The organism is Gilliamella sp. B3022 (genome assembly GCF_028751545.1).
In the GTDB taxonomy this organism is placed as follows: Bacteria; Pseudomonadota; Gammaproteobacteria; order Enterobacterales; family Orbaceae; genus Gilliamella.
The window spans coordinates 874,149-897,600 of sequence record NZ_CP071867.1 but is presented as its reverse complement, the minus strand read 5'-3'; the positions used below and the strand labels follow the sequence as shown (position 1 = coordinate 897,600).

20 protein-coding genes are annotated in these 23,452 nt (G+C 33.6%); 9 read left to right on the top strand and 11 right to left on the bottom strand.

Annotated features, from left to right (window positions below; translation table 11 throughout):
- Positions 1-6: 6 nt before the first annotated feature.
- From dnaA to J4T76_RS03940, 4 genes are all read right to left on the bottom strand, one after another.
- Positions 7-1,365, bottom strand: coding sequence for a chromosomal replication initiator protein DnaA (dnaA, locus tag J4T76_RS03955; RefSeq protein ID WP_267340358.1), 1,359 nt, complete (start codon positions 1,363-1,365; stop codon positions 7-9).
- A 156-nt stretch (positions 1,366-1,521) separates the two neighbouring features.
- Positions 1,522-2,625, bottom strand: a complete 1,104-nt coding sequence (gene ompA / locus J4T76_RS03950) for a porin OmpA (RefSeq protein ID WP_267340359.1) — start codon at positions 2,623-2,625, stop codon at positions 1,522-1,524.
- A 191-nt stretch (positions 2,626-2,816) separates the two neighbouring features.
- The gene (locus tag J4T76_RS03945) at positions 2,817-3,725 is read right to left on the bottom strand and encodes a recombination-associated protein RdgC (RefSeq protein WP_267340360.1); all 909 of its coding nucleotides are present in this window, start codon (positions 3,723-3,725) and stop codon (positions 2,817-2,819) included.
- A gap of 126 nt (positions 3,726-3,851) precedes the next feature.
- Positions 3,852-4,601, bottom strand: a complete 750-nt coding sequence (locus J4T76_RS03940; protein ID WP_267340361.1) for a MipA/OmpV family protein — start codon at positions 4,599-4,601, stop codon at positions 3,852-3,854.
- Positions 4,602-4,767: 166 nt separating this feature from the next.
- Between J4T76_RS03940 and J4T76_RS03935 the strand changes: the two genes are divergently transcribed.
- The 3 genes from J4T76_RS03935 (at position 4,768) to J4T76_RS03925 (ending at position 8,168) form a co-directional block, all read left to right on the top strand.
- Positions 4,768-6,177, top strand: coding sequence for an aspartate aminotransferase family protein (locus J4T76_RS03935; RefSeq protein ID WP_267340362.1), 1,410 nt, complete (start codon positions 4,768-4,770; stop codon positions 6,175-6,177).
- 72 nt (positions 6,178-6,249) lie between these two features.
- Positions 6,250-7,299, top strand: coding sequence for a peptidogalycan biosysnthesis protein (locus J4T76_RS03930; protein ID WP_267340363.1), 1,050 nt, complete (start codon positions 6,250-6,252; stop codon positions 7,297-7,299).
- On the top strand, positions 7,296-8,168 hold the full coding sequence (locus J4T76_RS03925) for an arginase family protein (RefSeq protein ID WP_267345459.1): 873 nt from the start codon (positions 7,296-7,298) through the stop codon (positions 8,166-8,168). Before J4T76_RS03930 ends, J4T76_RS03925 begins: the two co-directional genes overlap by 4 nt.
- Positions 8,169-8,248: 80 nt before the next feature.
- On the opposite strand, the gene J4T76_RS03920 is transcribed toward J4T76_RS03925, so the two are convergent.
- The 4 genes from J4T76_RS03920 to J4T76_RS03905 are packed head-to-tail and all read right to left on the bottom strand — an operon-like array spanning position 8,249 to position 10,584.
- The gene (locus tag J4T76_RS03920; RefSeq protein ID WP_267340367.1) at positions 8,249-8,650 is read right to left on the bottom strand and encodes a DMT family transporter; all 402 of its coding nucleotides are present in this window, start codon (positions 8,648-8,650) and stop codon (positions 8,249-8,251) included.
- Positions 8,651-8,652: 2 nt separating this feature from the next.
- A complete protein-coding gene (locus tag J4T76_RS03915; protein ID WP_267340369.1) occupies positions 8,653-9,009 on the bottom strand; it encodes an EamA family transporter in 357 nt (118 codons plus the stop codon).
- On the bottom strand, positions 9,009-9,842 hold the full coding sequence (locus J4T76_RS03910; protein ID WP_267355841.1) for an alpha/beta hydrolase: 834 nt from the start codon (positions 9,840-9,842) through the stop codon (positions 9,009-9,011). The genes J4T76_RS03915 and J4T76_RS03910 overlap by 1 nt, the downstream gene beginning before the upstream one ends.
- A 13-nt stretch (positions 9,843-9,855) precedes the next feature.
- Complete coding sequence (locus tag J4T76_RS03905) at positions 9,856-10,584, bottom strand: MtnX-like HAD-IB family phosphatase (RefSeq protein ID WP_267340373.1); 729 nt, start codon at positions 10,582-10,584, stop codon at positions 9,856-9,858.
- A 157-nt stretch (positions 10,585-10,741) separates the two neighbouring features.
- On the opposite strand from J4T76_RS03905, the gene J4T76_RS03900 reads away from it, so the two are divergent.
- The 4 genes from J4T76_RS03900 to glnS all read left to right on the top strand — a co-directional run bounded on the left by J4T76_RS03900 (position 10,742) and on the right by glnS (position 15,331).
- Complete coding sequence (locus J4T76_RS03900) at positions 10,742-11,470, top strand: response regulator transcription factor (protein ID WP_267340374.1); 729 nt, start codon at positions 10,742-10,744, stop codon at positions 11,468-11,470.
- The gene (locus J4T76_RS03895) at positions 11,467-12,810 is read left to right on the top strand and encodes an ATP-binding protein (RefSeq protein WP_267340375.1); all 1,344 of its coding nucleotides are present in this window, start codon (positions 11,467-11,469) and stop codon (positions 12,808-12,810) included. Before J4T76_RS03900 ends, J4T76_RS03895 begins: the two co-directional genes overlap by 4 nt.
- 454 nt (positions 12,811-13,264) lie before the next feature.
- Positions 13,265-13,414, top strand: coding sequence for a hypothetical protein (locus J4T76_RS03890; RefSeq protein WP_267340377.1), 150 nt, complete (start codon positions 13,265-13,267; stop codon positions 13,412-13,414).
- A gap of 240 nt (positions 13,415-13,654) precedes the next feature.
- The gene (glnS, locus tag J4T76_RS03885; protein WP_267340378.1) at positions 13,655-15,331 is read left to right on the top strand and encodes a glutamine--tRNA ligase; all 1,677 of its coding nucleotides are present in this window, start codon (positions 13,655-13,657) and stop codon (positions 15,329-15,331) included.
- Between the two features lie 53 nt (positions 15,332-15,384).
- Here glnS and J4T76_RS03880 read toward each other — a convergent pair whose 3' ends face one another.
- The gene (locus J4T76_RS03880) at positions 15,385-15,903 is read right to left on the bottom strand and encodes an endonuclease V (protein ID WP_267340380.1); all 519 of its coding nucleotides are present in this window, start codon (positions 15,901-15,903) and stop codon (positions 15,385-15,387) included.
- A 259-nt stretch (positions 15,904-16,162) separates the two neighbouring features.
- Between J4T76_RS03880 and purL the strand changes: the two genes are divergently transcribed.
- Positions 16,163-20,065, top strand: a complete 3,903-nt coding sequence (purL, locus tag J4T76_RS03875) for a phosphoribosylformylglycinamidine synthase (protein ID WP_267354622.1) — start codon at positions 16,163-16,165, stop codon at positions 20,063-20,065.
- Positions 20,066-20,121: 56 nt separating this feature from the next.
- Here purL and J4T76_RS03870 read toward each other — a convergent pair whose 3' ends face one another.
- A complete protein-coding gene (locus J4T76_RS03870; RefSeq protein WP_267340382.1) occupies positions 20,122-21,207 on the bottom strand; it encodes a 3-deoxy-7-phosphoheptulonate synthase in 1,086 nt (361 codons plus the stop codon).
- Positions 21,208-21,537: 330 nt separating this feature from the next.
- Between J4T76_RS03870 and J4T76_RS03865 the strand changes: the two genes are divergently transcribed.
- On the top strand, positions 21,538-22,461 hold the full coding sequence (locus J4T76_RS03865) for an FAD:protein FMN transferase (protein WP_267355839.1): 924 nt from the start codon (positions 21,538-21,540) through the stop codon (positions 22,459-22,461).
- 23 nt (positions 22,462-22,484) lie between these two features.
- Here the strand turns inward: J4T76_RS03865 and J4T76_RS03860 are convergent, their stop codons facing one another.
- Positions 22,485-23,429 (bottom strand): LysR family transcriptional regulator, encoded by a 945-nt coding sequence (locus J4T76_RS03860; protein ID WP_267354620.1) that lies wholly within the window; start codon positions 23,427-23,429, stop codon positions 22,485-22,487.
- Positions 23,430-23,452 lie beyond the last annotated feature (23 nt).

Sequence of the window (23,452 nt, the reverse complement as noted above, 5' to 3'; positions counted from 1 at the left end):
TCTTTTTTAGGTTGATAATGTTCGTATTAAATTGGAATAATCTTCTTTAATATCGTTGTTTTCTTCTTTTAATTCTGCGATTTTACGACATGCATGTAATACTGTTGTATGATCTCTTCCTCCAAATCCATCACCAATTTCAGGAAGACTTTTGTTTGTTAATTCTTTCGCTAATGCCATTGCAACTTGACGTGGTCTTGCAACAGATCGTGAACGACGTTTTGATAACAAATCAGATACTTTGATTTTATAATACTCAGCAACTGTCTTTTGTATATTTTCAATAGTAACAAGTTTCTCTTGCAAGGCGAGTAAATCTTTTAGAGCATCTTTTACAAAATCAATAGTAATTGATTTGCCAGTAAAATTAGCGTTAGCAATAACGCGATTAAGCGCCCCTTCTAATTCACGCACATTGGAACGTAAACGTTTAGCAATAAAAAAAGCAACCTCTTCAAGCAGTTTAATATTATTTTCTTCTGCTTTCTTCATTAAAATTGCCACACGGGTTTCAAGTTCCGGTGGCTCTATTGCTATTGTTAATCCCCAGCCAAAACGTGATTTTAAACGATCCTCTACGCCATTTATCTCTTTTGGATAACGATCTGAAGTTAATATAATTTGTTGGTTACCCTCTAGTAATGAATTAAAAGTATGAAAGAATTCTTCTTGAGAACGTTCTTTATTCGCAAAAAATTGTATATCATCAATAAGTAATGCATCAACAGAACGATAATAGTTTTTAAACTCTTCAATTGCATTATTTTGTAAGGCTTTTACCATATCTTGCACAAAACGTTCTGAATGCATATAAACAACTTTTGCATTATCTTTTTCATCAATTATTTGATTACCAACAGCATGCAATAAATGAGTTTTGCCTAATCCAGTTGAACCGTATAAAAACAATGGGTTATAAGCCTTGCCTGGATTCTGGGCAACTTGTTTAGCAGCAGCAACAGCAAGTTGATTAGATTTGCCTTCAACAAAGCTATTAAATGTGTGCTTATGATTAATACCTGAGTGATAAGCGTGATTGCTATTAGTTTCTTTAGTCATTTTCCAAGCAGGAACAAGTTCTGCTTTTGGTTGTTCATTTTTGATTTTTTTATCCATCGAAAGTGTTGAACCAACTTCGAGATGCAATTTCAAAGAATCATTATTAAAATGCTTATTTAGTAATTGAGATATTGTTGTTAAATATTTATTTCTGACCCAATCTAACACAAATCTGTTAGGGGCATAAATATAGAGTTTGTTATCAACCATTTCCGCTTGCAATGGTCGAATCCATAAATTAAATTCAGTTGTTGGAAGTTCTTCTTGTAATTGAGAAAGACAATCTTGCCAAATAGCGGTAGGCACAGCAACTCCTTTAATTTTAATTACTAACAATGCTTCTGTAATTATAATCTTTTTTGTGGGTAATTTATAGATAGGGGTGACTATATAATTTGATGAATAAAAATTATATAGATAAAAAAACCCAGTTTAACTGGGTTTTTCAAGTAGAAGTAATAATTAATTTGTTGTATCAATAACTTTAACTTCTTGAATATTACGTGCTTTAACTTCAATTTCAACACGACGATCTGGTGCTAAACATGCTTTTAAGTTAGCGCCACGAAGTGCATTACATTTAGTACCTGTAACTGGTTGTGTTTTACCCACACCACGTGCACTGATTAGATCAGCTGGAACACCTTTTTCTACTAGGTATTTCATTACTGAATGTGCGCGTTGCTCAGAAAGTTTTTGATTATAGGTATCTGAACCAATACGGTCAGTATGACCAATTACAACGATAGCGCTTTGAGTTGGGTTAATTTTAACAAGTGATGTTAATAAGTTGTCTAATGCTTGACGACCTTCAGCTTTTAAGTCAGATTTCGCATAGGCAAATAATACATCTTCATTTAATACATAACGATTTTCTTGTGTTTTAACTTCAACTTCAGGTGCTGCTACAACAGGTGAACCTAAACGGTAAGTAATACCTAAAGTTAATAAACCGGCGTCTGGTGATGCATTAGTTTTAGTATGGATATGTTGAACATATTGATATTCTAAACGAGTAGAGAAGTCTTCATCAAAGCGATAGTCAAGACCTAATGCATAAACAGGAGATAAGTCAGTTTTAGTTCCGCCGTGTCCATTTACATCTTTAACTAAGCCGCTATTTTTCCACTTAGCAATAGTTACCATTCCACCTGCACGAGCATAAATATCAAGGTCATCAGAAATGAATGATATTGGATAACTTAATTTACCAGTTAAAGAAACACCTTGTGCTGAAACTTTACTGTGACCTAGATCACTGTGAGTGCCTTGATAATTGTAAGTCTTTTTATATTTAGCAGAACCCAACCAGTCATATCCTAATTCAAATGCAAGATAAGGATTTGCTTGGAAACCAAGAAAAGCACCGCCGCCGATATTGCTACGATCAGAAGTGCTAACACCAACGTTAGAGTTTTCACGAATTTTATTTGCATCTAATCTGTAGAGTTCTGACCAACCTAATTTAGCACCTGTATAAAAAGTGTTATCTTCATATGCTGCATTAGCTGCAGTAGCTGTTAAGCTTGCAACTGCAATTGCTAGAGCTAGAGTTGTTTTTTTCATTTTTTTGCCTCAACTTTAATGTTGTTATAGACGATGTTTAGTTTCCTTTTGTTTAAATTTCACTTTAAATAAAAGAACAATTACTTATTGTTGTATTAATTATGCTATACATAATCCTAGTTGATTATAGCATATCTTGTATACAAATCTATATCTAATGATATCGCCTTTAAAAAATTTAAACAATGTTATCAAAATATTTTGTTAATCACTGTAGTAAAATCATTTACCGTATTGGATAACACTTTTGACATAATAAAAAAGTCAGCTTCAAGTCGTTTATCAAATTCATCTGAGCTTATATCTTCATTTTCATCTAGTATTATAGAATCAAATTTTATTCGTTTAAATGTTAGGTCAGAATTGACGATAAAGTTAACACCTCTCTCATCGACAATTTTCATTTTTGTAATCCATTTACCCGAATCAAAATGAACGCGCATTTCATCGCTTGTGATTTCTTGATTTTTACAGCTGATAATTCCATTACCTTCGAGCGGATCTTTAAGTTCAGCTTGATCACCTAATATAAAGGGTGAAAAATTAAGCTTTTCTTTAACCCATGAGGTCATAATCTGTTCAAGTGGTTTGTCAATTGATAGTGGAGTTAATGCTAATGAACCAAGTTCTTTGCGTAAAATCGCGAGAATATCTTCAGCTTGTTTAAAACTACTACAATCAACAATAATACGTTTATTTTCAGTATCAATCCAAAGCCAATAATGGTTATATTTACTAAAAGCCCTTGGCATTAAGTCAATTAAAACTTCATCTTTTAAGCTAGCCTTCTCGTTTTTTGTAAGTCTTCTACTTAGAGCTTGTTCTTGTTTATCAATTTTTTCTAATAAAGTTTGTTTAATGACTGGCGCTGGTAATATTTTGGTTTCTTTTTTTATACGTAATAATAAATGACCTTGCATATCGACAATAAAATCATTTTGGTTATTGTCATGATAGGGTGAAACCCAGCCCATTTTTGTTGTATCTAAGTTGCCACATGGGGTAAACATTTGAGATTTAATTGCTTTTTCAATAGCATCTTTATTGAGTAACGTGTCATTATTTAATTGATAAATAATGGCATTTTTAAACCAAAGCATGGATTTATCGTTCCTAAAATGTGTTTATGGTTATTATTTTAGCATGTTTAGTTTTTATTAACTGCCTGTAAATTGTAAAACAGTCATAGTTTTATTATTGTGCTTAGATTCAGCATGTTTCTAAGGTTAGAATTTATAAGATATGCCCATATAAACTGATGTTACTGTACTATTATCAACCATTGGACTGTCCGCAGCATCACCAGTTAATTTATCAATATGTACACTACCAAATGTAGCAATGTTGTCAGTTAATAAATATTGTGCTCCTATTTCAGCGTAAGGCGTAAATGAGCTGTCAACATTAAAGTAATGTAATTTTGAACGCGATGATTCTTTATGAGAAATACCATAGTAATAATCGTTATGTTTGCTGTTTGCCCAATTTACACCTATAGTTGGAACAATTATTAAGTTACCTTGCATATAAGGAATACTATAATCAGCATTGGCTAATAAACTATTACTTTCATCTAGTATATCAGCTCCTATACTACTAGAAAAACTTCCAAAATTAGTATCTATAGAGTATTCAATTTCAGCCAATAGGGTTGAGTGACGGTTATCAAGAAGTTTTAATTGATGATTATTGGAGTCATTTGGTTTGAATTCGTTAGATAAGTAACGTGCTCCAATGGATAAACTTTGATTATTTGTATTATAAGCATAAATGCCAGCTGATAAATCATCGATAAAAAATAGACCATTGTCATAATCAATATGAGGAACTGGATAAAACTTTGAACTGTAACTTTTATACGGAGAATTCCCCCAACCAATACCTAATCCAATAGATGTTGGATTGGCAGATACAGTTGGTATAGTTGATAAAGTAATTATTGATAAAATAGGAATTGAACAAAATGTTTTTTTCATCTTTTTTATATCCATTTAAGTAATAACGCTATCATCTAATCGAATATTATTCATCTGGAGTCTTGGTCACACAATCAATACATTAATTGTACATTGTAACAAATGAATTTCCTTAATAATAATGCCACATTTTGTCATATTTGAATATGGATTAGTGAGATAAATTATGAGTAAACCAACTTTAGAAATGATTAATAGTCGGCCCGACGATGCAACGTTATTGGCTGATGAAGCAAAATATTGTTCATTTGGTGATACCGTGCATTATGTTGAACCACCAAAGATTTTTGATGGCTGTGAAGGTAGTTACATGTATGATAAAGAAGGTAAAGCCTTCCTTGATTTACAAATGTGGTACTCTGCTTGTAACTTTGGTTATGCTAATGAACGTTTAAATAACGTACTTAAAAAGCAAATTGATACTTTACCACAATGCGCTAGCCAGTATTTACATCCTACTAAAATCGAATTAGCCAAAACAATTGCTCAAGGTATGGAGCAGCGATTCGGTTACCAAGGGCGAGTTCATTTTAATGTTGGTGGTTCACAATGTATTGAAGATTCATTAAAAGTCGTTCGTAATGCTACTGGTGGTAAATCTCTGATGTTTGCATTTCAAGGTGGTTACCATGGCCGTACTTTGGGTGCATCTTCAATTACCTCAAGCTACCGTTACCGTCGTCGTTATGGTCACTTTGGTGATCGTGCAATGTTTGTACCATTCCCATATCCGTTTCGTCGTCCAAAAGGAATGACAGCAGAAGAATATGGTGAACATTTAGTTGCTGAGTTTGCTCGTTTATTTGAAACTGAATATCACGGTGTATGGGATCCAAAAGTAGGACAGGCTGAATATGCTGCATTTTATGCCGAACCGTTACAAGCAACGGGTGGTTATATTGTTCCTCCACGTAATTACTTTAAAGGTCTGAAAAAAGTTTTAGATCAATATGGTATTTTATTAGTTGTTGATGAAATTCAAATGGGCTTTTATCGTACTGGTAAATTATGGTCAATTGAGCATTTTGATGTTAAACCTGATGTGGTGGTATTTGCGAAAGCATTAACTAATGGTTTAAATCCATTAGGTGGCTTATGGGCTCGTGAAGAGTTAATCAATCCGGAAGTATTCCCAGTTGGCTCAACTCACTCTACGTTTGCTTCAAATCCTTTAGGTACTGCAGTTGGTTTAGAAGTATTAAAAATGACTTCTGAAACAGATTACGAAAAAATGGTAATGGATAGCGGAGCATACTTCCTTGAAGGATTAAAAACACTAGAGAAGAAACATAAAGAGATAGGCGAAGTTGATGGTCTAGGTCTTGCACTTCGCGCTGAAATTTGTACCGAAGATGGATTTACCGCTAACAAAGCCTTAGTTGATAAAATGGTAGATATTGGTATGTCAGGTGATCTTGATTGGAAAGGTAACAAAATGGGCTTGGTGCTCGATATTGGTGGTTACTATAAAAATGTTATCACCTTTGCTCCATCATTACATATTTCTCGTCAAGAAATCGATCAAGGTATCGAATTGCTCGATCAATTAATCACACGAGCAAAAAAAGAACTTTAATCCTTTAATTCTATTCTTCCTGCCAACTTTTGTTGGCAGGTTGCGTTTTATAGCCAACCATTTATTAAATTTATGAAATACATCAATCAGTTAGAAAAAAATGAATTAATAGACAGCTTTTTAACTTATCCGCCACAGGATTTTTCAGCTTGGTTAAGTGATGATGATGTGCCTGTTTTTTCTGCCAAGTTTGATTTACTTACAACTGCAAATGATGATTTTAAATATAAAATTCAAAAATTTCCTTTTTATAAAAAATGGAAACATTGGTTACAGCCAAGAACCTGTTTTGTTGGGACAACTGTTTCGGAATATACGTTATTAACAGATAAGGTTGATGCTAATCAATTAGCTAAACATCTTAAAACAACTTATGCCAAACAATATCCTTTTATGATTGTTAAAGATCTTCCTTTAGCATCCCCGTTATTAAGTGAATACGATAACCACTATTCAGAGCAGCTTATTGAAGCGTTAAAAGAACAAGGCTATATCGAAGTTGAAGGACAAGCATTAGCTTGGTTACCTATTGATTTTGTTGATATAAACGAAGTTTTCTCGCGTTTTTCGTATAGTCGACGAAAAAATTTTAGAAGAAAACTAAAATCACGCGATAAATTAGACATTAATATTTTGCATAGTGGGGATGAATGCTTTTTTAATCAAGATGTTCAAGACGAATATTATCAACTTTATCTTAATGTTTATCAGCAAAGCGAAATACATTTTGATTTATTAACTAAACCATTTTTTATTCAATTATTGCAAAGTAAAGCAGCCAAAGCCCATATTTTTACTTATCACAATAATGGAGTATTTATTGGTTTTAATATCTGTTTTGAAGTAAATAATATGCTGATTGATAAATATATCGGCATGGTTTATCCAAAAGCAAGAGAACTAAATCTTTACTTCGTAAGCTGGTTTGTAAATCTTGAATATGCGTTGCAACAAGGATTTAATTATTATATTGCAGGTTGGACAGATCCTGAAGTAAAAGCATCATTGGGTGCTAAATTCACATTTACTAAACATTTAGTATATATTCGTAATCCATTATTACGTGTAATATTACGTAAATTGATTGGTCACTTTGAAAGTGACAAGGAGAAAGTAGCATGACCTGTCCTATTATACTCAATTTCGATAAAAGTGTAGGTAAGATAAACAATGCTAAAACCATCGATGTGACTGAGTGGCAGGATGCCATTCGCTTTGGCTGTACTGAGAAAAAATTCTTTCACTTTAAAAAAGTGTTGCAACAATCCCTACCTGATAAATATGGAACGGTGTTAATGGGAAGTGGAGATTTTCATCATGTTTCGTTATTATTGATTGAACGTTTAGCTAAAGAATATTCAGCTAGCAATCCCATTCAAGTTGTCGTTTTTGATAATCATCCTGACAATATGCGTTATTTATTTGGAATACATTGCGGATCATGGATTAGTTACGTGGCAAGTTTACCTTTTGTTAGCCGCGTACATGTTTTAGGTATTTCATCTCAAGACATTGGTCTTTCTCATTTTTGGGAAAACAGATGGTCACCGCTATTCCATAAAAAACTGACTTATTGGAGTTTAGATGTCAATGTTACTTGGGCAAAAAAAATTGGCTTAAGTCATGCTTTTCGCCATTTTGCTACCCCTGATGATCTTATTGCTAGCTTTCTTTCAGAACAATATCATAGCGCACAACCTGTTTATTTATCGATTGATAAAGATGCATTAAGTGAAGAAGTTGTACATACCAATTGGGATCAGGGTAAATTACAAACATATCATATCCTTGATACTATCACCTCAATCAAACCAAGGCTTGTTGGTAGTGATATTACAGGGGAACTTTCTATATGGAAACCGACAAATTGGTTTAAACGTTTTCTTAGTTCACTAGATAAGCAACCCAGCATATCATCTGATGATCTTATCAATTGGCAGAAAGAGCAACATCAGCTTAATCTAACGTTATTGAAAGCTATTTCAGGATAAACTATTGTCAAAAAGTTTGAGGAAATGTAGGTGTTTGAGTATAAAACTTAGACCTACTTTTCCAAAGATCTGAAAAAAATTTAAGGATGATGTTTAGAAGAATTCTGTTTAGATAATTTGCCTTCTGCTAATGCTAAAAACAAAATTCCTGAAACAATTAGAATTGTACCGATTAATTTAAATAACGTAATAGGTTCCTGAAATAACCAGATTGATGCAATCATTACCGTTACTACTTCAAAGTGAGATGCGGCAAATGCTGGACCGACTGGTGCTTTTTTTAATAACGTCATCCAGGTGAAAAAAGTAAGAATATATCCTGTTATTGATATATAAATCCATGGGTTAGTAAAAACCCGCACTAACCAATCCATACTCATTTCTAGAGGTTGGGCATGGATAGCGGTTAATTTAAAACTACATTGTGCAATAGTATCAAAAAAAAGTAATACTGAAAAACCGATAAGATAGAATCTAGCCATATTTAAGACATTCCTACAAAAATGACGCCAGTAGTAATTAATAGCATGCCAATTAAACGATAAAAGGTAAGCAGCTCTTTGAAAATAATACGTCCAACAATCATAATAGTAATAATATTAAATGAGGCTAGCAATACACCTTGTGAAAGGGGAACTAAAGTTAAAAATGCCAACCATAATAAAAATTCTGCAACATAAGAGATAATGCCAATCCAAATCCAATGATTTTTTGCCAAATCTAGCCAATAATACCAACCATCACGATTATTTGGTGAGATGGCAGCAAATTTAAAAGCGACTTGTCCTAAAGTATCAAAACAGATGTTACTAACCCAAAGTATCATTACTAATGGTGACATTATGACTCTATTCCTTTTGCTATATTATTGAAGAATATAATGCACTCTTTAATCACTTCCCGACGTTGACTATCAATTGTTATCAAATGATAACTGTCATTTAAGATCACTAGTTTTTTGGAGCCAGAAACGTTTTTTTCAACTAGTTTTGCATTGGTTTCAATATTGGCGATATCATCATTACCTGAGTGCATAATTAAACATGGTGAAACAACATTAGGCAGTTGAGCACGTACATCCTTGGCAAGTAATTGCATTTCGGCAAGTGCTGGGAAGGGATTTCCTGCAAGTCCTGCTGAAGCTGCATCACCACTTAACATGCTTTCAGATACGACGGCTCGAATCCGTTCATCTTTAAGTCCATATGGTGGTTTTTCAATAAAAGACACTTTTTGGAAAATTCTTAATTTTTTAAAATAAACCAACAAAAAGAAGAATTTTTTTGCCCAAAAAGGCATACTCCAGCCATCGTAATAAAAAGTTGGTGCTAAAACGCCAACACCCTTAATTTGTTCTGGTCTATCAGCGGCTAGTTTCAGTGCTAAAAGTGCACCCATTGATAATCCAGCAACATAAACATTATCAACATGTTGAGCTAAGTAATCAGCCCCTTCTTGTACACTTTGGTACCAATCTTGCCATGATGTTTTACAAAGATCAGCTTCGGTACCACAATGACCGGCTAGTTGAATAGCATAAACTGTAAATCCAGCTTTATGTAAACCATTAGCTAAAATTCGCATTTCATTCGGCGTACCAGTTAAGCCATGAATTAGAAGTACACCATTTTTATTACCAGGTAAAAAATAAGATAAATCTTGCATTGTACTCATTATTATGCCTTTACTATTTTACTATCATGATGGGAATTAAAGAATGTTGTGCTTGTTCTAATGCTTTGGTTACATCAGCAAAACTATTGATAGCACAGTGCGCAATCTTATTTTTTTTACAGTAATTCACTAGTTTGTCTTTGGCAAAAACATAATCAACATTATGTGATACACAGTAGTCTGAGGTACCATCTCCTACAAAAAGTATTTGGGGGAAATATTGTTGCTTTTTAACATGATTACATTTGCAATTACCACTTTGTTTAATACAATCCTTATTGGCATAAGGAAATTCAAGTCGCCAACTACGGTTATTATCATGAAGCAACTTATTGGCAAAAATAGGCAAATGTTCAATTCCATGACGTTTTAATACAAACTGTATTGCGTAATCTAACCCATCACTCACAACATGAACAGGAATATTCTTTTGTTCGGTATAATTAATAAACGATTTAAACATTGGATCGATTTCAATCTTGGAGAGAACTTGATTGAGTTCCTCTAAACTGGCATCCATTAGAGCAATTTGTTTACTCATGCATTCTTGAGAGCCAATTTTGCCATTAACCCACATTTCTTCAAGCTCATCACAACCATCTTGCCCGAAATAACTCAGTAAAGTATCGGTTACATCATTAACACTGATGGTTCCATCAAAATCACATAAGACAATAGGAGTCTGATGCTGAGTATAAGATGGATAAAAAAGATGGTCAGCCATCGATGAAAAAGTATTCATTTTAAAATCAAAATAGTCTAATTGTAGATAATGGCGCAAATTTTCTCATAAAGTAGTTTTAAACTTTGTGGGCTCTTTGTATATATTTTGTAACGAGGGTGAAATTGTCTGTATAATGAGGTTCACTCGGTATAAGCTATAGTAATGAGAATCGATAATGAGCGAACGTATATTAATCATTGAAGACGATCCAAGATTAGCCAACCTCATACAAGTATACCTTGTTCGGCAAGGGTATACTGTTGATTGGCATAATAGTGGTGAAGGAGCAGAAGAAAAAATTCGTCAACTCAATCCAGATTTGGTCATATTAGATGTAATGTTGCCACAAAAATCAGGTTTTGATATTTGTCGTGATATACGAGGCTGGTTCGCCAATTATATTTTAATCATGACAGCCAGTGAAGATAACATCGATGAAATTGTCGGACTTGAACTTGGTGCTGATGATTATTTGGCAAAACCAGTTGAACCAAGATTATTACTTGCTCGAATACGTGCCTTGTTACGACGTAAACAGATAGAAAATGAAAAAGATTGTGGCAAAGAATGGGTTATGCCCTTAAATAACAAAACCCTTATTTTTGATAACTTAGTGATAGATGGCGAAAATAGGAAAGTAGTATTACAAGAACAAGAGATAGATTTAACTACCGCGGAATTTGATCTTCTATGGTTATTGGCTAATAATGCTGGAAACATATTATCAAGGGATGATATTTTTTCTCAAGTGCGTGGTATTGATTTTGATGGTAGCGATCGTTCTATTGATTCCCGTATATCAAGACTTCGCCGTAAATTGCTCGATGATCCTGACAATCCATCACGAATTAAAACGGTTCGAGGAAAAGGTTACTTATTCATGCGTGAGGGGGATAGTCATTGAGTCAATTATTAGCCAAACCACTATTTTTTAATAGACGAATTGTATTTTATCTCGTTATATTACTTTCTTTGCAGTGTATCATTGCTTATGGAGCTTTATTGGTATTTGATTCTTTACCTTCCTCATTAACTGATATGCCCGATGATCATCTTGTATTTCGTGAGTCACAACGAGGTACAGTAAACTTAATTCGTATGAGAATTAACGAAAATAAAAATCGTCCTTTGCAAGAAGTTGTTGACGAGTTGCAACCTTATTTTGGCTACCCAATAGAAATTTTACCAATCAATACGGTTTTACCGCATTCAGTTTTTCAAGAATTAAAAAATCTTGGTTTTTCTTTTGATAGTGATAAAGAAGTTGTCTACATTGATTTAAATGATGGTAATTTATTACAGTTAGGTCCTATCGTAATGCGCGATATATTACAGTCTAACACTATGTCATTAAGTGTTTTTTTAATTATTTGGGCGTTATTTAGTGCGATCATCTTTTTTATTCTAATCTATTTTGCTTTTAGTGCAGTTTGGAAAGATTTAGTAAATATAAGACAAACTGCAGAACAGCTTGGGCAGGGCAATTTAAAAGCCAGAACTGAAAACGTTAAAGGCTGGTTATTCAAACCACTCGCAAAAGTTCTAAATAATATGGGAACACACATAGAACATTTAGTTGGTACGAACCAAACTATCTCGCATGCTATGGCACACGAACTGCGCACACCACTTGCCCGTATGCGATTTGAGCTTAGTATGCTTGAAGAATCTAATGATGAACAAGAAAAATTGCTTCTACAAAAAGGTATGAGTGATGATATTAACGAATTAGAAACCTTAATCAGTGCCAGCTTAAATTACTTTAAAATGCAACAGAGTAATATTGAGTTAAACTTAACTCAAGTTTCATTAAAACAATGGGTTGAAAAAGTCTGTCAGTCCTTAGCATTATTTAAACCAAAAGGATTTGAATTAGTGTGCAATAGTCAGGATGTTTTAGCTATCATTGATACTAATTTAGCAGAAACAATTGTTAAAAATTTACTTCTAAATGCATTTAAATATGCTACGCATAAAGCAGTATTAAATATTACAAAACAGAAAAATAGCGTAGTAATTGAAATTGATGATGATGGACCAGGCGTTCCGTTTGAAGCACGTGAAAAGATTTTTATGCCCTTTGCTAGACTAGATACCAGTCGAACACGTTCTACTGGTGGTTATGGCCTTGGTTTAGCATATGTCAAATTAATGGCAGAATTTCATGATGGTAATGCTTTCGTCGTTACTAGCCCTCTTGGAGGAGCAAGGTTTGTGATTTCATTAAAGTCTAACGATTGTTAATCATTTTCTTATAATTAATGCGTTATTATTAAATATGATCATAATTATTAAGTTTCAATAAGTTATTTTTTACAGTTTATCATAAGATAATATTTACTTTATTGAACAGTGAGGTAAATATTATGACAAATAAGTCAATGCATTCAATTCCAAAATTTTATTGGATCAAGTTTGTGATAATTTTTCTTTTTGGATTGTAATGTTATTTATGCTGGAAGATCTGTTTTAATTCCTTTAGTATGAGAATTACAATCCCAGTTTGGTTTAAATAAAGCACAAAATGGGGGGCATGATAAGTTTGTTTTTTTCGCTTATACAATATTTCAAATACCATCACTTGTTCCTGGCGATATATTGGTAAAATTAGTTTAAATACCGTGTTGATAGCTTTAGTTTCTGATAATGCATCAAAAGCATCATTAAGTACTGTATTTGGACTGTATAGTTTTTTTGTATGGCTGCATCAATCTGTGCTCCTTATTTTTCAGACTTGATTGCCGATAAAACGGTAAGTTTAAATAGTGGTTTTTACTTAGCTGCAGTTATTACTATGGTTGGAATAACTGCAATGCTATTTGTCAAAGAAGGACCAACTGTTTATTAGATTTAATGTATCGTGGTGATTTTAACGATTTTTAATCATTCTTTCTTGTTGATTATCTTGTCAGAAATATTAGGTAAAGCATAAATTTTAGTAAAACATAGTGTTTTATCGGAATAAAAAGTCTGCTTTTTTTCCATTTCAGAAAAAGAAAAAATTTGTTATATTCTTTAGTCAAAATGATAAAAAGTGACAGAACAAATTTTTAAATTCGTCATTGAAATATAAAATCAGAGGTTTTTTATGAGCGGTTCACTACCGGCTGAGACTGATAATCGTCCAACAAATTTTATTCGCCAAATTATAGATGCAGATCTTGCAGCAGGAAAATATAAAACAACACATACTCGTTTTCCACCGGAGCCAAATGGTTATTTACATATAGGTCATGCTAAATCAATATGTTTAAACTTTGGCCTAGCTCAGGATTATCAGGGTAAATGTAATTTACGTTTTGATGATACTAATCCAGTTAAAGAAGATATTGAATATGTTGAGTCAATTAAAGAAGATGTACGCTGGTTAGGTTTTGAGTGGGATGGTGAAATTTGTTATTCATCTGATTATTTCGACCGTTTATATGAGTATGCTATTGAGCTTATCGAAAAAGGACTCGCTTATGTTGATGAACTATCAGCTGATGAAATTCGTGAATATCGAGGAACGCTAACTCAACCAGGTAAAAATAGTCCTTACCGCAACCGTAGTGTTGATGAAAATTTGGCACTTTTTAAACAAATGAGAGAAGGTATCTTTGCTGAAGGGAAGGCTTGTTTACGCGCTAAAATCGATATGACATCTCCATTCATTGTCATGCGCGATCCTGTTTTATATCGCATTAAATTTGCAGAGCATCACCAAACAGGTAATAAGTGGTGTATCTATCCAATGTACGATTTTACCCATTGTATTTCCGATGCGATTGAAAATATTACCCATTCTCTCTGTACACTTGAGTTCCAAGATAATCGGCGTTTATATGATTGGGTGTTGGATAACATTACAATTGAGGCTCGTCCGCATCAGTATGAGTTTTCTCGTTTAAATTTAGAGTATGCAATAACTTCTAAACGTAAACTGACGTTGTTAGTGACAGAAAAAATTGTTGATGGTTGGAATGATCCACGTATGCCTACTGTTTCAGGCCTACGTCGCCGTGGATATACACCAGCCTCGATTCGTGAATTTTGCCGTCGTATTGGCGTAACTAAACAAGAAAATACCGTTGAGATGAGTACGCTTGAGTTTTGTATTCGTGAAGATCTTAATGAGAATGCCCCACGTGCTATGGCAGTGCTTGATCCTGTTAAAATAGTAATTGAGAACTTTTCAGAAACACTTGATGAAGTATTAAGCATGCCTAATCATCCTAATCGTCCAGAGTTAGGTAATCGTGAAGTGACTTTTACTCGTGAAATTTATATCGATCGTGCTGATTTTAGAGAAGAAGCTAATAAAAATTATAAGCGTTTAGTTTTAGGAAAAGAAGTTCGTTTGCGTAATGCTTATGTAATTCGTGCTGATCGCGTTGAAAAAGACTCAGAAGGTAATATCCAAACGATCTATTGTACTTATGATCCTACTACATTAAATAAAAATCCAGAAGATGGGCGTAAAATTAAAGGTGTAATTCATTGGGTGTCAGCTAAATTTGCAAAACCAGCTGAAATTCGTCTTTACGATCGTTTGTTTAATACGCCAAATCCTGGATCAGCCGATGACTTTTTATCGACCATTAATCCTAATTCTTTATTGATTAAAAGAGGTTTTGTTGAGCCAAGTTTACAATATGCAGAGATCGGTAAGGCTTTTCAGTTTGAACGTGAAGGTTACTTTTGTTTAGACAGCAAATATGCCTCAGATGATAATTTGGTATTCAATCGAACTGTCGGATTGAGAGATAGTTGGAACGATGCTTAAACAATAACATGACATTCGCCGACTTAGGTCGGCGGATTATTAAAATTTAATCTTTAATCTTCAAATTTAAATAATTTTGTTTGTTGATCTAGATAGTTAAGTAAATCAGGTATTCTATATTTACCTGACATTGATTTTACATTTTCCGCAGCCTTTTCTAATGATATACCTAAAGCAGTGACATATAAAGGATGTTTACTTTGCCCTCGAGCTACTTCGATTAAGTATTCACTATTTTCATAAAAAGGTTTTTTCGCTACTCCAATAATGGGTATTTTTTTATCTAAAGCATTATATAAATATCCACCTAATCCTATCTTACCGTTATTCAAGTGCACATATCCATCAATAACAATTGTGGTAATTTTGCTTAAATCGATTTTATTTAAAAGTGACATTATACAAGGTAGTTCTCGTTGATAAAACTGACCTGATTGATAAGGGGCAACATTATTTTGATAATCAATAATGATTCTTTCAATATCACATTTATTATCAGCCCAATGATTAAATAAAATTCCTACAGATTTTGCTTGGTTATTTATGTAATAAACATCAATTGCAAGAATCATTTACCTTAATTTTCCTCTCAATATATTATTCAGTAAACACAACTTATAAATTTTACGATTCATTAAATAACATGATACCATTATTCATTATCATTTCTCTATTATTTATTTGATATTCAATACTTATCATAAAGTTAGGCAACTTAATGCATGATTATCCACACAATATAAACTGTTTTTAAGATAGCCATAATGTGCAGTTTCTTTTATACTATTGCTCTATTTTTTACCTATTTTGGTCTTAAAAAGAGTAATTAGCATGAAAATTTTAGCTGGTTCTTCTGCTTTATCCGCATTTCGTATTAGTAAAATCTTATCTATTTGTCATGAAAAATCCATTCCCGTTATTAGCCTTGAAGCTCAATTTATCCATTTTATTGATTCAATTGATGAGTTTACAGTTGAGCAACAATCAATACTTGAAAAATTATTAAAATATGGTCCGAAATCTGTTCACGTAAATGAAGATTGTAATACCAATAGACAACTCTTTTTAGTCACGCCTCGTGCTGGCACGATTTCTCCATGGTCCTCAAAAGCAACTGATATTGCTCATAACTGTGGTTTAACACAAATTCATCGTATTGAGCGGGGTATTGCTTATTACATTGCAACAAGTTTGCCAATGACTCAATCTCAAAAAGATGAATTTGCCGAGTTAATTCATGATCGTATGATGGAAGCCGTATTAACCAGATTTGATCAAGCAGAACAATTATTTAAAGTTGATGAACCAGCACCAGTAATTGTTGTGGATTTGTTAGGTCAAGGACGACAGGCACTCGAGGAGACTAATATCAAGTTAGGTTTAGCGTTAGCATCTGATGAAATTGATTATTTAGTTGAAAGTTTTAAAAAATTAAATCGTAATCCAACAGATATTGAACTGTATATGTTTGCGCAAGCAAATTCAGAGCATTGTCGACATAAAATTTTCAATGCAGATTGGATTATTGATGGTATTAAGCAGCCTAAATCATTGTTTAAAATGATAAAGAACACCTTTGAAAATGTACCTGATTATGTTTCATCTGCTTATAAAGATAATGCCGCGGTTATGGAAGGTTCTAAAGTAGGTAGATTTTTTGCTGATTATGGAAATCGAACCTACAATTATCATCAGGAATATGTAGATATTTTAATGAAGGTTGAAACGCATAATCATCCAACAGCGATATCACCTTGGCCAGGTGCGGCAACAGGTAGTGGTGGTGAGATCCGTGACGAAGGTGCAACAGGAAAAGGTGCCAAACCGAAAGCTGGATTAGTTGGCTTTTCAGTTTCAAATTTACGAATCCCAAATTTTGAACAACCATGGGAACAAGATTTTGGCAAACCTGACAGAATAGTGAGCGCTTTTGACATTATGATGGATGGACCTTTAGGAGGTGCCGCATTTAATAATGAGTTTGGGCGTCCTGCATTGTTAGGCTATTTTCGTACATATGAGGAAAAAGTAAATAGCTTTAATGGTGAAGAAGTTAGAGGATATCATAAACCTATTATGTTAGCCGGTGGTTTGGGAAATATTCGCCGTGAACATATCCAAAAAGGGGAATTCCCTATTGGTTCCAAATTAATTGTTCTTGGTGGCTCTGCCATGAATATCGGTTTGGGAGGAGGAGCAGCCTCTTCAATGACATCTGGGCAATCTAATGCTGATCTTGATTTTGCATCAGTTCAACGTGATAACGCTGAAATGGAACGGCGTTGCCAAGAAGTGATAGATCGTTGCTGGCAACTTGGTGATGAAAATCCTATTTTGTTTATCCATGATGTCGGTGCAGGTGGCTTGTCTAACGCTATGCCGGAACTGGTTAGTGATGGTGGCTGTGGGGGGCAGTTTGAATTACGTAAAATATTAAGTGATGAATCAGGTATGTCGCCGTTGGAAATTTGGTGTAATGAATCACAAGAGCGTTATGTGCTGGCTATTCATCCAGAAAGTCTTGAGTTATTTGATGAATTTTGTAAACGCGAACGTACACCTTATGCAGTTATCGGAGAGGCTACATTAAATAAAGCGGTAGTTTTACATGATGAACATTTTAATAATAATCCGATAGATTTACCTTTAGATGTTTTACTTGGTAAACCCCCTAAAATGCTACGAGAGGTTAAGTCTCGACAAGCTCATGGTGATAATTTTTCACCAAATGACATTAATTTATATGACGCGGTTAAACGCGTTTTACATTTGCCAACGATTGCTGAAAAAACTTTTTTAATTACGATTGGTGACCGTTCGGTAACAGGAATGGTTGTTCGCGATCAAATGGTTGGACCTTGGCAAGTACCCGTTGCCGATTGTGCAGTGACAACAGCAAGTTTAGACAGTTATTATGGTGAGGCTATGTCGATTGGTGAGCGTGCTCCTGTTGCACTACTTAATTACGCTGCATCAGCAAGATTAGCTGTTGGTGAAGCAATTACCAATATTGCAGCGACCAACATTGGCGATATTAAACGGATTAAGCTTTCGGCTAATTGGATGGCTGCTGCAGGTCATCCAGGTGAAGATGCCGGTCTGTATGAAGCAGTTAAGGCTATTGGCGAAGAATTATGTCCAGCTTTAGGGTTGGCGATTCCTGTTGGTAAAGATTCAATGTCAATGAAAACAACATGGCAACAAGATGGTGAACAAAAAGCAGTAATTTCACCATTGTCGCTAGTAATTTCCGCATTTGCTCGAGTTGAAGATGTTCGTAAAACTGTCACACCTCAATTATGCACAGATAAAGATAATTTATTATTGCTTATTGATTTATCCAAAGGTCATCAAGCATTGGGGGCAACTGCATTAGCACAAGTTTATCGTCATTTAGGGCAAAAAACAGCTGATGTTCATGATGCTAATGAATTAGCATCTTTTTATCAAGCTATCCAAACATTAATCGCGGATAGTTTGCTAGTCTCTTACCATGACCGTTCAGATGGTGGTTTATTAGTTACCCTGGCGGAAATGGCTTTTGCTGGGCATTGTGGTATTGATGTCGATATTCATACGCTTGGTAGTGATGTGATTGCTTCTCTATTTAATGAGGAACTGGGGGCCGTTATTCAAATTCGTGGAAAGGATTTAGATAGGGTAATGGCATGCTTTAAGCAGTTTGAACTTTCTCATGCGATTCATACGCTAGGTAAAGCAAAAGCAGGACAGCAATTCATTATACGTAATAATATAGCAGTAGTTTATAGCGAATCTCGTTTAACATTAAGAACATGGTGGGCTGAAACCACATGGCAAATGCAACGTTTACGTGATAATCCAGCGTGTGCCGATCAAGAACATCAAGCCAAACAAAATAATGATGATCCGGGCTTGAATGTATGGCTTACGTTTGATCCAATGCAAGACCTTGCCGCACCTTATATATTAAAAGGAGTGAAACCGAAAGTTGCGATTTTACGTGAACAAGGTATTAACTCTCATGTTGAAATGGCCGCTGCATTTAATCGAGCTGGTTTTGAATCAATTGATGTCCATATGACTGATTTATTATCTGGTCAGGTGACTTTAGATCAATTTCATACTCTTGTTGCTTGCGGTGGTTTCTCATATGGTGATGTTTTAGGTGCTGGAGAGGGATGGGCTAAATCAATTTTATTTAATGAGCAAGCTAGATATGAATTTGAACAATTTTTTCATCGTAATGATACTTTATCATTAGGTGTCTGTAATGGTTGTCAAATGATGTCAAATTTAAAAGATCTAATTCCTGGTGCTGATTTATGGCCACGTTTTGTGCGTAATTTATCAGAACGATTTGAAGGACGTTTTAGTTTGGTACAAATTCAATCTAGCCCTTCATTATTTTTTACTGATATGGCGGGTTCGCATATGCCAATTGCAGTATCACATGGGGAAGGGCGAGTTGAAATTCGAGATGATGCTCACTTATCTGAATTAGAAACATCAGGATTAATTACAGTACGTTACATTGATCATTTCGGCAATGTAACACAACAGTATCCTGCTAATCCAAATGGCTCACCAAATGGTATTACGGCTGTGACTTCAAGTGATGGCCGTGCAACCATTATGATGCCTCACCCTGAACGAGTATTTAGAACAGTAACTAATTCATGGCATCCTGATAATTGGGGGGAAGACAGTCCATGGATGCGAATATTCCGCAATGCACGTAAGCAGTTGGGTTAAAATATAAAAACCGCCGAAATTTGTCGGCGGTTATTTGTTAAAATAAAATGGCTACATTAAGCGCTTGCATCTTGTTTTTGTCTTGCTACAAGAGGATTTGCTAAAGTATTTGCCATTTTTCTAAGTAATATGTCTGTTTCATCCCAGTTGATACAAGCATCAGTCACTGAAACACCATATTTAAAGTTTTCTTTTGATTGTTCGGAAGATTGATTACCTTCAACTAGATTACTTTCAATCATCACACCAATAATTGAATTATTTCCAAGTTTGATTTGCTCAATAATTGAATCTGCAACAATTGGTTGATTACGATAATTCTTATTAGAATTTGCATGACTACAGTCAATCATTAAATTCGGTAATAACCCCGCTTGTTTCATCTGTATTTCACATAGTGCAACATTTTCAGCATTATAATTTGGAGCTTTACCTCCACGTAAGATCACATGTCCATGAGAATTACCGACAGTTTGTAAAACTGTTACTTGTCCTTGCTGGTTAATACCTACAAAACGGTGAGGCATAGAAGCTGATTTCATAGCATTAATTGCGACATCTAAATTGCCATCGGTACCATTTTTAAAACCAACTGGCATGGATAAACCAGATGCCATTTCACGATGGGTTTGTGATTCTGTTGTTCTTGCACCTATAGCAGACCAGCTAATTAAATCGGCAATGTATTGTGGTGTGTTTGGATCTAATGCCTCGGTTGCGATAGGTAAACCGATTTTAGTGATATCAAGTAATAATTTACGGGCTTTTTTGAGTCCGTACTCAATGTCAAATGAACTATCCATATGTGGATCATTTATCATACCTTTCCAACCAACGGTTGTTCTAGGTTTTTCAAAGTAAACACGCATAACAATAAATAAATCATTGCTAACTTCGTCAGATAATTTTTTTAGTTTATGCGCATATTCAATTGCTGCTTGAGGATCATGAATAGAACATGGACCACAGACAATGAGTAATCGGGGATCTTTTCTCTCTAAAATATCAACTACAGTTTTTCGTGACGAAGCAATTTGGTTTTCTAATTCTGGAGAAAGTGGGTAAAGTTGTTTTATTTCATTAGGGGTGATTAGCATATGTTCATCTCTAATTCGAACATTATTCAACGTATCTTTTAACATTTTTATTTTCCTTATGAAAAATCTTTTAAATATTTTATATGTAAAATATTAATTACATAAACGCCTACTATGTAAACACAAAATTACATAATAGTAAATAGAATTTTTTGTTTTTATTTCATAATGATGGTTTCATAATATTATATATGTAATATATAAAGCTGTTTTTTATAAATGAGTGAATTTATAAGTTATCTTTTTGTTGTGTAAATAAAATTTTACAAATAGCTTACTTGTTAAATTTTTATGGATAATAGAGATTGATGGTGACTGGTTTTTGTTAAAAAATAATTGTAATGTGTAAAATTGTGAATTTAGGAACAATCAACAATGCTTCAACAAAAACGATTTATTCATATAATGGGTACTATTATTGAAATATGGTTGTTAGACGATAATGCAGAAGTTTTATTAGATGCAGCAGAAAGTCAGTTAATGGATTACGATCGTCGTTTTAGTGCTAATAATCCTAAATCAGAATTAATGAATATCAATCAAAATGCTGGGATTAAATTTGTACCAGTATCAGCAGACCTTTTTACATTAATTAAGATTGGAAAAATCCAAAGCACTATTGATAATAGTTTTTTAAATATTGCGATAGGACCTTTAATACAAACTTGGCGAATTGGTTTTAATGATGCTAGATATCCTTCTGATAAAGAAATAAAACAGCAATTAAAGTTTATTAATCCTAATAATATTATTTTAGATGAATCCAATAATTCTGTTTTTCTCACTCAACCAGGAATGGCTATTGATTTAGGTGCATTAGCTAAAGGTTTTTTTGCTGATAAGATAATTGAGTTTTTTAAACAACAAAGTGCCAAAGCAGCATTTATTAATTTAGGTGGAAATGTTTTAACTTTTGGTGATTGTCCTTTTCATGATGATGGATACTGGCGAGTGGGTATTCAGAATCCTTTTCAACCAAGAGGAAATATTATCACTGCACTAAAAATAAAAAATCAGTCAGTGGTTACATCTGGTATTTATGAACGAACATTTAGTTATAATGGCAAAACCTATCATCATATTTTTGATAGTCGAACTGGATATCCAGTAGAAACCGATCTAACCAGTATTACTATTGTGTCAAAAAACTCGCTTAATGGAGAAATTTGGACTACACAGCTTTATGGGGCAAGTGCTCAGTATGCTATAAAGGCTATAAATAAAATACCTGATATTGAAGGAATGATTGTTACGATTAATCATAAGTTTGCTTGTTCAGATGGTTTGCTTATTGAATGAATCATTTATAGATTAAATAAGTATTAATTAAATGGCTTGGCTTCACGATTAAGTGATGAGATAAAAATATCAACAAGCGCCCTTTTAGAAGAATTTAAAGCTCTATTTGCAGAATATGCAATAAAGTAATTAAGAGAAATGAGATCTAAAGGAAGTGGTAATAAGTTATAAGCTTGATCATTTTTTTTATTGCAAATATTAACACTTTCTGGAATGAAAGTAATACCTATCCCTTTTTTGGCTAACTCAACAAGTGTAAAAATATTACTACTTTCAAGAATTATTTGGGGTTCAATTTTATATTTTTGAATTAGATATTCAATCTGATGACGAATTGCCGATCCATGTGCTGTTAAAATAAGCTTTTCTTGCAGTAACATTTTTATAACATCATTATTACATTCAAGTATTTTTGGATTTTTTTGATAAAGTTTTGAGCTTTGAGGGATCAGCGCATAATAGCAATGTTTGCCACAGGTATGGCTAATTAAGTTTTGTGATATTGTTTCAGGATTTTGCCCAATAAAAAAATCTAACGTATTATTTTCTGTTTTTTCTTCAAGATTTGTTGGAGTATATTCATGTAATTCAATTTTTACATTTGGATATTTTTGCATAAATTCTGGCAAAAAAAGTGGCAGCAAATAGGTACCTAAACAAGGTAAAACACCTATTTGAATTACTTCATAATTTGTATCAGTGTACTTTTTTATTTTTCTTTTAAATTGTTCTTCTTTGTCTACCAGTGAAGCTAAATATTGATAATAAATCTTACCTGCTTCAGTTAATTGTAAGGGTACCGTTTGACGATTAATGATTTCAATACCAATTTGATTTTCTACTTTTATTATTGTTTGCGTTAAATATGATTGAGAAATATAAAGATTTTTTGCTGCTTTGGTGTAATTTCCATGTTTAAGTAAAACATCAATGTATTGCATCATATTTAATGAATTTATTTTAGTCATTTTATCTCTCATTTCCTGTTTTA

Bases quoted from the DNA above. Each gene is read 5' to 3' on its own strand.
- ompA (WP_267340359.1), bottom strand. From the start codon at position 2,625: ATGAAAAAAACAACTCTAGCTCTAGCAATTGCAGTTGCAAGCTTAACA.
- J4T76_RS03945 (WP_267340360.1), bottom strand. From the start codon at position 3,725: ATGCTTTGGTTTAAAAATGCCATTATTTATCAATTAAATAATGACACG.
- J4T76_RS03940 (WP_267340361.1), bottom strand. From the start codon at position 4,601: ATGAAAAAAACATTTTGTTCAATTCCTATTTTATCAATAATTACTTTA.
- J4T76_RS03935 (WP_267340362.1), top strand. From the start codon at position 4,768: ATGAGTAAACCAACTTTAGAAATGATTAATAGTCGGCCCGACGATGCA.
- J4T76_RS03930 (WP_267340363.1), top strand. From the start codon at position 6,250: ATGAAATACATCAATCAGTTAGAAAAAAATGAATTAATAGACAGCTTT.
- J4T76_RS03925 (WP_267345459.1), top strand. From the start codon at position 7,296: ATGACCTGTCCTATTATACTCAATTTCGATAAAAGTGTAGGTAAGATA.
- J4T76_RS03920 (WP_267340367.1), bottom strand. From the start codon at position 8,650: ATGGCTAGATTCTATCTTATCGGTTTTTCAGTATTACTTTTTTTTGAT.
- J4T76_RS03915 (WP_267340369.1), bottom strand. From the start codon at position 9,009: ATGTCACCATTAGTAATGATACTTTGGGTTAGTAACATCTGTTTTGAT.
- J4T76_RS03910 (WP_267355841.1), bottom strand. From the start codon at position 9,842: ATGAGTACAATGCAAGATTTATCTTATTTTTTACCTGGTAATAAAAAT.
- J4T76_RS03905 (WP_267340373.1), bottom strand. From the start codon at position 10,584: ATGAATACTTTTTCATCGATGGCTGACCATCTTTTTTATCCATCTTAT.
- J4T76_RS03900 (WP_267340374.1), top strand. From the start codon at position 10,742: ATGAGCGAACGTATATTAATCATTGAAGACGATCCAAGATTAGCCAAC.
- J4T76_RS03890 (WP_267340377.1), top strand. From the start codon at position 13,265: ATGGCTGCATCAATCTGTGCTCCTTATTTTTCAGACTTGATTGCCGAT.
- glnS (WP_267340378.1), top strand. From the start codon at position 13,655: ATGAGCGGTTCACTACCGGCTGAGACTGATAATCGTCCAACAAATTTT.
- J4T76_RS03880 (WP_267340380.1), bottom strand. From the start codon at position 15,903: ATGATTCTTGCAATTGATGTTTATTACATAAATAACCAAGCAAAATCT.
- purL (WP_267354622.1), top strand. From the start codon at position 16,163: ATGAAAATTTTAGCTGGTTCTTCTGCTTTATCCGCATTTCGTATTAGT.
- J4T76_RS03870 (WP_267340382.1), bottom strand. From the start codon at position 21,207: ATGTTAAAAGATACGTTGAATAATGTTCGAATTAGAGATGAACATATG.
- J4T76_RS03865 (WP_267355839.1), top strand. From the start codon at position 21,538: ATGCTTCAACAAAAACGATTTATTCATATAATGGGTACTATTATTGAA.
- J4T76_RS03860 (WP_267354620.1), bottom strand. From the start codon at position 23,429: ATGACTAAAATAAATTCATTAAATATGATGCAATACATTGATGTTTTA.